The 12665-nt window shown below is 73.5% G+C and carries 11 protein-coding genes; 3 read left to right on the plus strand and 8 right to left on the minus strand.

Annotated features, from left to right (window positions below; genetic code table 11):
* From WML84_RS07710 to WML84_RS07740, 7 genes are all read right to left on the minus strand, one after another.
* On the minus strand, positions 1-737 hold a 737-nt coding region (locus tag WML84_RS07710; RefSeq protein WP_347345563.1), incomplete at its 3' end, for a uroporphyrinogen-III synthase.
* Positions 734-1969 carry a uroporphyrinogen-III C-methyltransferase gene (gene cobA, locus WML84_RS07715; protein ID WP_347345564.1) on the minus strand — a complete coding sequence of 412 codons (1236 nt, stop codon included), beginning with the start codon at positions 1967-1969 and terminating at the stop codon, positions 734-736. The genes cobA and WML84_RS07710, both read right to left, overlap by 4 nt.
* Positions 1966-2313, minus strand: a complete 348-nt coding sequence (nirD, locus tag WML84_RS07720) for a nitrite reductase small subunit NirD (protein WP_347345565.1) — start codon at positions 2311-2313, stop codon at positions 1966-1968. The genes cobA and nirD overlap by 4 nt, the downstream gene beginning before the upstream one ends.
* On the minus strand, positions 2310-4892 hold the full coding sequence (gene nirB / locus WML84_RS07725; RefSeq protein ID WP_347345566.1) for a nitrite reductase large subunit NirB: 2583 nt from the start codon (positions 4890-4892) through the stop codon (positions 2310-2312). The genes nirD and nirB overlap by 4 nt, the downstream gene beginning before the upstream one ends.
* A gap of 164 nt (positions 4893-5056) precedes the next feature.
* Complete coding sequence (locus tag WML84_RS07730; RefSeq protein ID WP_347345567.1) at positions 5057-6031, minus strand: helix-turn-helix domain-containing protein; 975 nt, start codon at positions 6029-6031, stop codon at positions 5057-5059.
* A gap of 261 nt (positions 6032-6292) precedes the next feature.
* Positions 6293-7393 carry a glycosyltransferase gene (locus WML84_RS07735; RefSeq protein WP_347345568.1) on the minus strand — a complete coding sequence of 367 codons (1101 nt, stop codon included), beginning with the start codon at positions 7391-7393 and terminating at the stop codon, positions 6293-6295.
* Positions 7394-7396: 3 nt separating this feature from the next.
* A complete protein-coding gene (locus WML84_RS07740; protein WP_347345569.1) occupies positions 7397-8608 on the minus strand; it encodes a glycosyltransferase in 1212 nt (403 codons plus the stop codon).
* Positions 8609-8723: 115 nt separating this feature from the next.
* Between WML84_RS07740 and WML84_RS07745 the strand changes: the two genes are divergently transcribed.
* On the plus strand, positions 8724-9314 hold the full coding sequence (locus WML84_RS07745) for a hypothetical protein (protein ID WP_347345570.1): 591 nt from the start codon (positions 8724-8726) through the stop codon (positions 9312-9314).
* Between the two features lie 12 nt (positions 9315-9326).
* On the opposite strand, the gene WML84_RS07750 is transcribed toward WML84_RS07745, so the two are convergent.
* Positions 9327-10406, minus strand: a complete 1080-nt coding sequence (locus WML84_RS07750; RefSeq protein WP_347345571.1) for an AI-2E family transporter — start codon at positions 10404-10406, stop codon at positions 9327-9329.
* Positions 10407-10513: 107 nt separating this feature from the next.
* On the opposite strand from WML84_RS07750, the gene WML84_RS07755 reads away from it, so the two are divergent.
* Both WML84_RS07755 and WML84_RS07760 read left to right on the plus strand, forming a co-directional pair.
* Positions 10514-11317 carry an ion channel gene (locus WML84_RS07755; RefSeq protein WP_347345572.1) on the plus strand — a complete coding sequence of 268 codons (804 nt, stop codon included), beginning with the start codon at positions 10514-10516 and terminating at the stop codon, positions 11315-11317.
* Positions 11314-12665: DUF2252 domain-containing protein (locus tag WML84_RS07760; RefSeq protein ID WP_347345573.1), on the plus strand; the 1352-nt coding region annotated here is incomplete at its 3' end. The genes WML84_RS07755 and WML84_RS07760, both read left to right, overlap by 4 nt.

Below are 12665 nucleotides of genomic sequence, written 5' to 3' on the forward strand. Positions count from 1 at the left end.
GCCGCGGTGATCGGGCCGACGGCGGCGATCAGCAGCCGCCCTGTCGCGGCGCGGCGGCGCACCGCGTCGAGGGCCCCGGCCTCGGCGGCCTCGGCGAGCCACTGCGCGGCGCCGGGCGCGGAGGTGAACATCACGGCATCCACCTCGCCCTCGCCGGTCTGCACGACCGAGCGGCGCACCGCGGCCGGATCGGCCGGGGGTCCCCAGCGGTACACGGTGAGGCTCACGACGTCGGCGCCGTGGTCGCCGAACAGCTCGTCGAGGCCGTCGGCGCCCGATCCGTGGTGCTGCACGACGATGCGCCGGCCCGCGACGCCCTGTGCGACGAGGTACTCGCCGAGCTCGGCCGCCGTCTCGGACTCGGCCACCCAGTCGGCCATGAAGCCGGCCTGCTGGATGGCGCCGCGCGCCTTCGGGCCGCGCGCGACGAACACCGCGTCGCGCAGGGCCTCGTGGAGGTCGTCCGACAGGTCGGCCTCGACGGCCGCGTCGATCCAGCCGCGGAAGCCGACGCCGGTCGTCGCGACGACGATGTCGGGCGGGTCGGCGATCAGCTCCCGCGTGCGGGCCAGCAGCGCCTCGTCGTCGATGTGCGGCACGATCGTCAGCGCGGGGGCCCGGCGCACCACGGCGCCGTGCCGCTCGAGCGCCGCCGTCAGCTCGCCGGCGCGCCGGTCCACCGCGATGACGACGGTGCAGCCGTGCAGCGCGTCGGAGAGCGGTGCGGCAGGGGTCACCCGGTCTCCTCGTACACGCGGTCGAGGGCGGGCACGAGCATCCCCGCGCGCGCGACGTCTCCCACGACGATGACGGCGGGGTTGCGCACGCCGATCGCGCGCGCGTCGGCGACGGCCCGGCCGAGCGTCGTGTGCGTGGTGCGCTGCTGCGTCGTGTGCCCGCTCTCGACGATCGCGACGGGGCGATCGGCCGACGCGCCGTGCGCCATGGCGTCGTGCACGAGGCCGGGCATCGCGGCGACGCCCATCAGCACGACCGTCGTCGTCGCCGGGTCGGCGAGCGCCGCGAGCGTCGCGCGGCTGGGCCGCGCCTGGCCGTTGACGACGTGCACGGCCGAGGCGACGCCGCGATGGGTGACCGGGATGCCGGCGGCCTGCGGCACCGCGATCGCGCTGGAGACGCCGGGCGCGACCTCGACCGGGATGCCGGCGGCCACGCAGGCGCGGACCTCCTCGCCGCCGCGGCCGAACACGAACGGGTCTCCGCCCTTGAGCCGCACGACGCGCCGGCCGGCGCGGGCGTGCTCGACGAGCAGCGCGTTGATCTCGTCCTGGGGCACCGGGTGGTGGCCGGGCCGCTTGCCCACGTCGATCACGAGCGTGTCGGGATCGAGCTCCGGCAGGAGCTCGGCGCCGGGGCCGAGCAGCGCCGCCACGACGACGTCGGCCTCGGCGAGCAGGCGCCGCGCCCGCACGGTGAGCAGGTCGACCGGGCCGGGACCGCCGCCGACGAGGTCGACGCGTCCGAGCGCGGTGGGGCGCCGGCGGCGGAGCGGAAGGCGGCCCGCGGTGAGCAGGGCCTCGATCGCATCGCGCACGCGCGCGGTGCGCCGCGGATCGACACCGGCATCCGACACCACGCCGACCACGACGTCGCCCGACACCGTCTGGGCGCTCAGGCGCGCCGTGCCATGGGCGCCGTCGGAGGCGTTCACGCACAGCACGCGGCGGCGCTCGCACGCGGCGGCCACGTCGCGGTCGGTGCGCGGATCGCCGGTGGCGGTGTGCACGAGCCACGCGCCGGCGAGGTCGGTGCGGCGGAAGCGCCGCGGCGTCCACGCGACATCGTGCCGGCGTCGCAGCTCGCGCACCTCGTCGCACAGCTCGGGCGCGACGATGCGGGCGTGCGCGCCGTCGTCGAGGAGTCGCGCCAGGCGTCGTGCCGTCACCGGTCCGCCGCCGACGAGCAGCACGTCGCGGCCGGCGAGCGACACTCCGATCAGGGTGGTCATGGCGTCTCCTCCCAGCGGATGTAGATGTCGTCGTCGCGCCGTGCCACCGGCCACACGCGGAGGTGGGCCGGCTCCTTGCCCTGCGGGTCGACGCACTGCCCGGTGCGCAGATCGAAGACCTGCTTGTAGATCGGCGACGCGACGGTGGGGGCGTCGGCCTTCGACCCGACGATACCCCGCGAGATCACGTGGGCCCCGCTGAAGGGGTCACAGTTCGACACGGCATGGACCGAGCCGTCGCCGAGCAGGAACAGGGCGATCTGCGTGCCGTCGATGAGCGCGGCCCTCCCCCGCTCCACCTCGAGGGCCGACAGCGGGCACACGCGCAGCCATGCGGCGCTCATCGGCGCACCGCCAGCGTGGTGCCCGCGATCGGCACGGCACCCGAGCGGCGCTCCTCGGGGCGCGCCGGCCGTACCTGGCCGCGCTCGGCGACGTACGCGAGCGACGGGTCGGGCGTGCGGGGCGCGTTCACGAAGGACTGGAACCGCTCGAGCTTCTCGGGATCGGCGAGCGTCGCGGCCCACTCGTCCTCGTACCCGTCGACGTGCGACGCCATCGCGGCGTCGAGGTCGGCGCAGATGCCGAGGCTGTCGTCGAAGACGACGCGCCGCAGCTCGTCGAGCCCGCCGTCGAGCTCCTGGACCCACGGCGCGGTGCGCTGCAGCCGGTCGGCGGTGCGGATGTAGTACATGAAGAAGCGGTCGATCGCCCGGATGAGCCCCTCGTCGTCGAGCCCCTCGGCCAGGAGCTCCGCGTGCCGCGGCGTGAACCCGCCGTTGCCGCCGACGTACATGTTCCAGCCGTGCTCGGTCGCGATGACCCCGACGTCCTTCGAGCGCGCCTCGGCGCACTCGCGCGCGCACCCCGAGACGCCGAGCTTGAGCTTGTGCGGCGCGCGCAGGCCGCGATAGCGCAGCTCGAGGCGCACCGCCATGCCGACCGAGTCGAGCACGCCGTAGCGGCACCACGTCGAGCCGACGCACGACTTCACCGTGCGCAGCGACTTGCCGTACGCGTGCCCCGACTCGAAGCCCGCGTCGACCAGGCGCCGCCAGATGTCGGGCAGCTGCTCGATGCGCGCCCCGAACATGTCGACCCGCTGGCCGCCGGTGATCTTCGTGTACAGGCCGAAGTCGCGGGCGATCTCGCCGATCACGATGAGCCCCTCGGGGGTGACCTCGCCGCCGGCCATGCGCGGCACCACCGAGTAGGTGCCGTCCTTCTGCATGTTCGCCATGACGTGGTCGTTGGTGTCCTGCAGCGTCGCGTTCTCGCCGTCGAGGACGTGACGCGGGGCGAGCACGGCGAGGATGCCGGCCAGCGCCGGCTTGCAGACGTCGCACCCGCGACCGCGGCCGAACCGCGCGATGACGGCGCTGAAGGTGTCGAGCCCGGAGACCCGCACGGCGTCGAACAGCTGCCGGCGCGAGAGGTCGAAGTGTTCGCACAGCCCGTTCGACACGGTCTGGCCGAGCTTCGCGAGCTCCTGGCCGACGAGCTTGGTGACCATGACCGTGCACGATCCGCACGTCGCGCCGGCCTTGGTGCAGGCCTTGACCGACGCCGCGTCGGCGCACCCGTCCTCGTGCACCGCCTGCCGGATGCGCCCGGCGGTGACGCTGGAGCACGAGCAGACGATCGCGGCGTCCGGCAGCTCGGCCGCCGGCGGCTGCCCCGCGCTCTCCGGCGCGAGATAGGCCGCCGGGTCGGTGCCGAGCGCGCCGCCGACCAGGGGGCGCAGCGCCCCGTAGGCCGACGCGTCGCCGACGAGGACGCCGCCGAGCAGGGTCTTGGCGTCGTCCGAGAGCACGAGCTTCTTGTAGACGCCCGCGACCGGGTCGGCGTAGACGACGTCGAGGGCGCCGGGCGTCGTGGCGAACGCGTCGCCGAAGCTCGCGACGTCGACGCCCGAGAGCTTGAGCTTGGCCGACAGGTCGTATCCCGGGAAGGTCGCGTCGCCGCCGAGCAGGCGGTCGACGGCGACCTCGGCCATGGCGTAGCCGGGGGCGACGAGCCCGACCGAGAGGCCCCCGTGGCTCGCCACCTCGCCGATCGCGTAGACGGCGGGATCGCTCGTGCGGCATCCGTCGTCGATCACGACCCCGCCGCGCGGGTGGCACTCGAGCCCGGCCTCGCGGCCGAGCGCGTCGCGCGGCCGCACGCCGACCGTGAACACCACGACGTCGGCGCGCGCGTAGTCGCCGCTGCGGAACTCCAGACCGGCGACGTTGCCGCTCGCGTCGGCGTCCAGCCGCGTCGTGATGGTCTCGGTGCGCACCGAGATGCCGCGCGCCTCGATGAGGCGCCGCAGCACGCCGGCCGCGGGCAGGTCGAGCTGCGCCGACATGAGCCGGTCGCTGGACTGCACGATCGTCGGCTCGACGTCCATGCCCTGCAGGGCGCCGGCCGCCTCGAGCCCGAGGAGGCCTCCGCCGACGACGTAGCCGCGCAGCGGCCGGCCGAGCTCGGCACTGCGCCGCGTCACGAACGCGCGCAGGCTCTCGACGTCGGTCAGCGTGCGGTAGACGAAGCAGCCGGGCAGCGCGAAGCCGTCGACGGCGAGCCGCGCCGCGTACGACCCGGTGGCGAGGACGAGCGCGTCGTACGGCAGCGTGCGACCGCTGCGCAGCCGCACCTCGCGCCGGCGGCGGTCGATCGCGGCGGCCGGGTCGGCCGGCACGAAGTCGACGCCCACGCGGTCGACGACGGTGCGGTCGAGCGTGAGGTCGGCCACGCTCCTCCCGTCGAAGAAGCCGGTCAGCCCGACGCGGTCGTACGGATGCCGGTCCTCCTCGCCCACGAGCGTGACGTGCGCGCGCGCGTCGTCGCGGCTGAGCAGGCTCTCCACGAAGCGGTGCCCGACCATGCCTGCTCCCGCGACGACGATCCGCGAGACGGATGTCGGTGCCTGTGCTGTCATCGCCGATCTCCTGTGCGTCGTGCCGCGGCCGGCGGCGGAGTGGGTGGTCCTCAGACAGTAGGCACGCCGTGTTTCACGGCCGTGTCGGTCCGGGTTTCACCCGCCGAACGTTCCGCTCACAATCCGCCCGGAGCGATGTGAGCCCCGCCGCTCCGCGAGACGCTTCAGGCGACGGCCGCAGCGGCGTCGGGCGCGCACGAGAAGCGCGCCCGGTACGCCGTCGGCGTCGTGCCGAGCGTGCGCGCGAAGTTCTGCCGCAGCACGGCCGCCGAGCCGAAGCCGCACTCGTACGCGATGACGTCGAGGCCGAGCTCGGTCTGCTCCAGCAGCCGCTGCGCGTGGATCAGCCGCTGCCGTGCGAGCCACGCCGCGGGCGTCGTGCCGTAGTCGGCCTTGAAGCGGCGCGCGAACGTGCGCGGCGACATGTGCGCGTGGGCGGCGAGCCGGTCGACCGACAGATCGGCGCCGAGGTTCTGCAGCGCCCAGTCGGTCACGGGCGCGAGCGACAGCGACGTCGTGGCGGGCAGCGGCTTGTCGATGAACTGCGCCTGTCCCCCGTCGCGCTGCGGCGGCACGACCATGCGCCGCGCGATCGTGTTGGCCATCTCGGCGCCCAGCTCGATGCGGAGGAGGTGCAGACAGGCATCCAGCCCCGCCGCCGTCCCCGCGCTCGTGATGATGCGGCCGTCCTGCACGAACAGCACGTTGGGGTCGACGTCGATGCGCGGATACATGCGCGCCATCGTCTCGGCGTACTTCCAGTGGGTCGTCGCGCGGCGCCCGTCGAGCACGCCGGCCGCGGCGACGACGAACGCGCCGCTGCAGACCGTGAGCAGCCACGCGCCGCGCGCGACCGCGCGGCGGACGACGTCGGCGACCCGTTCGTCGACCTGGGCCCATGCGTGCCGCGGGATCGGCGTGATCACGACGAGGTCGGCCTCGTCGGCGAACGCGAGGTCGTGCTCCACGTCGATCGTGAAGCCGATGTTGCTGCGGACGGGTCCCGGGTCGGATGCCACGATGCGGAAGTCGAAGCTCGGGATGCCGTCGTCGGTGCGATCCAGCCCGAACGCCTCGCACGCGAGCCCGAACTCGAAGGGAGCGAAGCCCTCCTGCACGACGCAGGCGACGGTGTGCATCGGCATCCTCTCGAAAGTGGCAGGAATCACACGAACAGTGGCTTGTCTGCCAGTTCTGTCTGAATCAACGCAATCGTAGCATTTCTGCCATGATCACCGTCATCGTCCTCACGGTCCTCGCGTCCGTCGGCATCGTCGCGACGATCGCCGACCTTCCCCGCGACGGCTACCGCCGCATCCCGACCGACCGCACGCGCCTTCCCTGAGCGCAGCGCCGGGTTCAGCGGCGCGCGGCGTGGACGGCGGCACGCGGCGCCGGGCTCAGCGGCGGGCGGCGACCTCGCGGGCGGCGGCGACGAGCCGCGCCGCGGACTCCTCCCACGTGAACCGCGCGATGTGCTCCCGGCCCGCGGCGACCAGCTCCGCGCGGGCACGGTCGTCGTCGAGCGAGCGCACCGCGGCGGCGAACGCCTCCGCATCCGTCGCGGGCACGTACAGCGCGCCGGGGCCGGCGACCTCGTGGAAGATCTCCAGGTCGCTCACCACGGCCGGCACGCCCAGCGCGAGCGCCTCGGCCAGCGGCAGCCCGTACCCCTCGTCGAGGCTCAGGGTCGCGAGCGCGCCGCCGTCCGCGAGCAGCTCGGCGTACCGCTCGTCGCTCACGCCGCCGTGGAACACGATCGACGCGCCCTCCGGCGCGATCGCCTCGAGCTCCGCCCGCCGCGCGGGCGAGATGCGGCTGAGCAGGTGCAGCGTGCGGCCGGGCAGCCACCGCATCGCGCGCACGATCGTCTCGACGTTCTTGTAGGGCATGAACGAGCCCATGTACACGAGGCTGGCGGGTGCCGCAGCCCCCCGCGCCGCGTCCGCGGGCAACAGCTCGGCGAGACGTTGCGGGGCGTTGGGCAGCACGACGATCGGCCGCTTGGTGAGCCGCACCCGTTCGAACTCGCGCCTGCTCGTCTCGCTCACGGTCGCCACGACGTCGGCGGCGTTCAGGGTCAGCCGCTGCGGCAGATAGCTGAGGTGGAACAGGCGCCACAGCAGCCGCACGCCCCACGACAGGTCGCGCGGCGGCGTGCGGTGCCGGTAGTAGATCGTGTCGTGCAGGGTCAGGATGAGGCCGAACCGGCGCCCGGCGGAGCCCATCGTCTGCATCGGCGAATACACGACGTCCGGGCGGTGGCGGTTGAGGATGCGCGCGGTGAGCGGCTCCTTCGCCGAGGTCGGCGCGTGGATGCGCACGTGCGCGACGCCGTCCGGCAGCAGCGCGAGCTGCGCCGGGTCGTGCACGACGAACGCGACCTCGACGTCGGTGCCCTCGGTCGCCGCGACGAGCGCGTGGGCGAGCTCGTGCGAGAAGCGGCTGATGCCGTCGTGGAAGTCGGTGCGGAGGTAGCGCGCGTCGAAGAAAAGCCGCACGGCTCAGCCCTCCAGCGGCTCGCCGCGGTACAGCTTCTCGAACGTGTCGAGCGTCCGCTCGATGTCGTGGATCTCGACGCCCTTCAGCGACGCCTCCTGCATCGCGAGGTACTCCTCGGGCGAGGCGGTGAGCACGCGCCGCAGCTTGTCGGCGAGGTCGTCGGCGTTGCCGGGCTCGAACAGGTACCCGTTCACGCCGTCCTGCACGAGGTGCGGCAGGGCCACCGCGTTCGCCGCGACGACCGGCAGGCCGGACGCCATCGCCTCCATCGTCGCGATCGACTGCAGCTCGGCGATCGAGGCGATCGCGAACACGTCGGCGCGCGTGTAGGCGGCGCGCAGCTCCTCCTCCGAGGTGCGGCCGTAGAAGGTCACGCGGTCCTGGATGCCGAGCTGCTGCGCGGTCTGCTCGAGGTTGCGGTGCTGGTCGCCGCCGCCGACGACGTCGAACACGACGTCGAGCTCGGGCACGAGCTTGGCGACGGCCCGCAGGGTCACCTCGACGTGCTTCTCGGTGGTGAGCCGGCCGACGAACAGCACGCGCCGGTGCGGGCGCGGGGTGAGGTCGGGCGTGTAGTTGCGCTTGTCGATGCCGCAGCTGATCGCGATGACGCCGTCGATGTCGATCGTGTTCTCGAGGAACTCCGCCGCCTTGCGGGTCGGGGTCGTCACCGCGCGCGACATGTCGAACGTGCGCTTCGCGTCGTCCCACGCGAGCTTGATCGCGTACTTGTCGAGGAACGGCGGCAGCGTGGTGAAGTCGATGATGTTCTCGGCCATCACGTGGTTGGTCGCCACGACCGGGATGCCGCGCTGCCGGGCGATGCGGGTCAGCCCGCGCCCCAGGATGATGTGCGACTGGCTGTGCACGACGTCGGCGTCGACCTCGTCGAGGAGCTTGCGGGCGTAGTGCTTGGCACGCCACGGCCACACGAACCGCAGCCAGTCGTGCGGGAACCAGCGCACCGCCGGCGGGCGGTGCACCGTGAGCTTCTGCCCCTCGATCTCCTCGACGAACGTGCCGCCGTTGAAGTAGCCGACGCTGGGCGTGAGCACGTGCACGTCGTGGCCGCGGGCGGCAAGGCCCGCCGAGAGGCGCTCGGCGAAGCGCGCCGCGCCGTTCACATCGGGACTGAACGTGTCGCACGCCATGACGATCGTCAGCGGGCGGCGGGCCTCGGCGGGTGTGTCGGAGGTCGTCGCGGATTCGGTCACGGGATGCGCAGGGCCATTCTGTGAGGGGAGGCTGAGGCTTCGTGGGCTTCGCCGCCAGGAAGTCTACCCGAGGGGTTCGCAGCGTCCGTGGAATGAGTCGCCGTACGCTGTCGTCATGCCCCGTCTCCAGGCCGACGCCGATCTCGCCCGCTGGGTTCCGGTGACCGACTCGTTCGGGCCGTCCGGCCGCCGCGCCCGCAAGCGCGCGATCCGCATGCTGCTGACCCAGGCCAACGCGGCCATGGGTCAGGTCGAGCGTCCCGGGAACGGGTTCGCGGCGTGGGCGATGAGCCAGGCCGCTCCTCTCCTCATGCGCAAGGCCGCGGGCCGCGTGCTCGTGTGGGTGTGGCGGTCCGACCCCGAGCTGCTGGTTGCGATGGCCCAGATCCAGGAGGCGACGCCGCAGCTGCGCGCCGCCCGGGCGATGATGCCGATGGAGTACGACGACACCGAGGAGTTCCGCGGCACCCATCTCGGCGTCGGCGAGAAGCTCGCCATGCCGCTTCCCGCCGATCCGCGCACGCCGCCGTTCGCGACCTACACGTGGGACACCGGCGCGTCGTTCGTGTCGCTCACCGCGGTGTGCTCCGACCGCGAGCGCTTCGGCACCGTGATCGGCGCCGTGGACGACCTCGCGCGGTCGCTGCGGGTCGTCGACGACCTCACGGTCGGCGAGTCCGCCCAGGTGCTGCGCATCGACCCCTGAGCCCGCGGGGCGTCAGGTCTTCGCGGCGGCGGGGCCCACGGCATCCCCCGACAGCCAGCGCAGCCACCTCGTGCCGGGATCGTCGCCGAGCACGAGCGCACGCACGAGGAGCGTCAGCGGGATCGAGAGGATCGCGCCGAGCGGACCGATCACGAACGTCCAGAACACCACCGACAGGAAGCTCAGCGTCAGGCTCAGGTTGACCGCGTCGCTGACGAACTTGGGCTGCACGAGCACCTGCAGCACGACGTTGACGACGCAGTAGATCGCGATGACCGCGAGCATGAGCGGCCAGCCGCCGACGACGAGCGCGAGCACGGCGGGCGGGATGAGGCCCAGCACGAACCCGATGTTCGGGATGAAGTTCGTCACGAACGCGAGGATCGCCCACACGACCGGCGCCGGCACGCCGACCGCCCACAGCGCCAGCCCGTCGATGATCGCGACGATCGCACCGAAGGTCGCGTTGACGACGTAGTAGGTGCGCACGCCCCGCGTGAACTCCCGGATGCGGCCCATCGTGGGGCGGATGCCGGCACCGAACTGCGCCTCGGCGCGCGCGTACCGCGAGCCGTCGGCCGCCATGAAGATGACGTACGCGAGGACGAGGAAGAACGCGGTGAGCACGCTCAGCACGGTGCCGCCGAGCGAGGCGGCGACGCTCGCGATCGTGCCGGGGTCGAGGACGGATGCCGTGGCGTCGGCCGCCTGCTTGTCGAGACCCATCGCGTGCAGCCACTCGTACGCCGCGCGGGCCGAGGCCTGCAGCTCGTCTCGGAAGTCGACGACGAGCCGCGCGAACTGGACGCCGGCGTAGAACAGCATCGCGGCGAGCGCGGCGAGCACCGCGTACGCGACGACGATCACCGCGGTGGTCGCGGCCCAGCTCGGCCAGCCGCGGCGTTCGAGCGGATGCCGCACCGGGTGGCAGATGATCGCGATCGCGGCCCCCAGGAGCACCGGGCCGGCCACGTCGCGCGCGAACGACAGCCCCGCGAGCACCACGACCGCGGCGGCCAGCACCACGAGCACCCGCACCGGCTGCGGGAGGAGAGGCGCCGGCGCGGCCGGCGGCGGGTCGGTGCGCTTCACGCCGCCACGCTATCGCGCGAGGCCCCCGCGTGCCGAGCATCGCGCGAGAAGCCGACGCGGACGGCGCCCGATCCCACGCCGGCGACCCCAGGCCCTAGGGTGAAGGCGTGACCGAGGGGACGACGACGGCGCCCGCCTCGATCTCGCGCGCCCAGCGCTGGGAGGACCGCACCGCCTGGCCCGCCTTCCTCCTGTCGATCGTCTTCTTCGTCGCGTCGGTGTGGCTCCTCGGCGGCGACGAGGAGCGGGCCTGGGTCGTGCTGCTGCTGAGCCTCACGATCGTCGTGTGCTGGCTCGCCTTCATCGCCGACTTCGTCGTGCGACTGGCCGTGAGCGGCGATCGCCGCACGTTCCTCCGGCGCCGATGGTTCGAGCTGGTGTCGCTCGTCATCCCCTATCTCCGTCCGTTCGTGATCCTCGCGTACGTGTGGCGGCTGCCGGTCTTCCAGCGTTCGTCGGCGGCCCTGCGCACGCGCTTCGTCGTGAGCGTCGTGCTGTTCGCACTGCTGTTCGTGTACACCGGCTCGACCATGGTGTGGCTCGTCGAGCGCCATCACGAAGGGGCGACCATCGTGAGCCTGGGCGACGCCATCTGGTGGGGCTTCACGACCATCACCACGGTCGGCTATGGCGACTTCGTCCCGGTCACGGTGCCCGGCCGCGCGATCGCCGTCGGGATGATGGTCGGCGGCGTGGTGGTCCTCGGCGTGACGAGCGCGACGATCATCTCGGTGCTCACCGACCAGGTGCACCGGCTCGGCCTCGTCGCCGAGCAGCAGCGCAGCGCGCGGGCGGCCGCTCTCGCCGCCGCGCCCGCCGAGCAGGGCCGCCGCCACCACGGCCGTTCCGGCCCCGACGAGCCGCCCACGCCACCGCAGACCCCCGACCCTCCGACGGAAGCACCACGATGACCGGCTCCTCCTCCGACGCGGCCTGGCAGGCCCCGCCGACGCTCGCTCAGCAGTCCGCCGCCGGGCGCGCCGCCCGCAAGGCCGCGCCGCGCCGATCGCTGTCGCAGCTGACCACGACCGGGCGCGATCCCCTCGGCATCCTCGAGGCGCAGAACGCCACGCGCGTGCCCGAGCTGGTGCCGCTGCGCATCGAGCGCATGTCGGCGAGCCCCTTCGCGTTCTACCGCGGGACGGCCGCGCTCATGGCGGCCGACCTCGCGCGCGATCCGGGGAGCGGCATCCAGGTCGCGTCGTGCGGCGACGCGCACGTCGCGAACTTCGGCTTCTACGCCTCGCAGCAGCGCACGCTGGTGTTCGACCTGAACGACTTCGACGAGGCGGCGTGGGCGCCCTGGGAGTGGGACCTCAAGCGGCTCGTCACGAGCGTCGTGATCGCCGGTCAAGCCACCGACCGCGACACGCGCGTCGTGCGCGACGCCGCGCGCGCGACGGTCCGCACGTACGTCGGCTCGCTCGAGCTGCGCGCGCGCCGGAGCCCCCTCGACCGCTACTACGAGCACTTCGACGCCGAGGGCGGGCTGAAGGCGCAGAGCGCGGCGTCGCGCCGCATCGTGCGATCGGCGATCAAGCACGCGCAGCGCCGCACGACCGCGCGCGCGGCGCGCAAGCTGACCGCCCCGGACGACGCCGGGCGGCTGCGCTTCGCCGAGGTCGCGCCGACGATGACGCACGTCTCGCCCGAGCTCGAGGCGCGCGTGCAGTGGGCCCTCGACCTCTACACCGACAGCGCGGGCGACGACATCCGCGCGCTCCTGCAGAGCTACGTCGCCGCCGACACGGCGCGGCGCGTCGTGGGCGTCGGCAGCGTCGGCACGCGGTGCTACGTCACGGTCCTGCAGGACGGCGAGCGCAACGCGCTGCTGCTGCAGACCAAGGAGGCGGGGCGCAGCGTGCTGGTCGAGCACGGCCGCCGGCCGCAGCCGCCCCGGCTCGAGCAGCGCATCGGGGAGCTCGGCGAGGGAAGCCGCGTCGTGGCCCTCCAGCGGATCCTGCAGGCGGTCTCCGACCCGTTCCTCGGCCACCTGCGCGGCGACGAGGCCGACTACTACGTGCGGCAGTTCCGCGACATGAAGGGCGGCATCGACATGGAGACGCTCGACGACGAGCCCTTCCGCCAGTACGCCCAGGCGTGCGCCGTCACCCTCGCCCGCGCGCACGGCCAGTCGCCGCAGGCGGCGGAGGTCGCCGGCTACATCGGCGGCGGCCGCACGGTGAGCGACGCGATCCTCGACTGGGCGTACGCGTACGCCGACCTGTCGCGGGCCGACTACGACGCGTTCATGGCCGC

Origin of the sequence: Microbacterium sp., assembly GCF_039812165.1 — a bacterium.
Lineage (GTDB): Bacteria > Actinomycetota > Actinomycetes > Actinomycetales > Microbacteriaceae > Microbacterium.

Excerpts from the sequence above, each read along its gene's own strand:
- WML84_RS07730 (WP_347345567.1), bottom strand. The coding sequence starts at position 6,031 with ATGCACACCGTCGCCTGCGTCGTGCAGGAGGGCTTCGCTCCCTTCGAG.
- cobA (WP_347345564.1), bottom strand. The coding sequence starts at position 1,969 with ATGACCACCCTGATCGGAGTGTCGCTCGCCGGCCGCGACGTGCTGCTC.
- nirD (WP_347345565.1), bottom strand. The coding sequence starts at position 2,313 with ATGAGCGCCGCATGGCTGCGCGTGTGCCCGCTGTCGGCCCTCGAGGTG.
- WML84_RS07745 (WP_347345570.1), top strand. The coding sequence starts at position 8,724 with ATGCCCCGTCTCCAGGCCGACGCCGATCTCGCCCGCTGGGTTCCGGTG.
- nirB (WP_347345566.1), bottom strand. The coding sequence starts at position 4,892 with ATGACAGCACAGGCACCGACATCCGTCTCGCGGATCGTCGTCGCGGGA.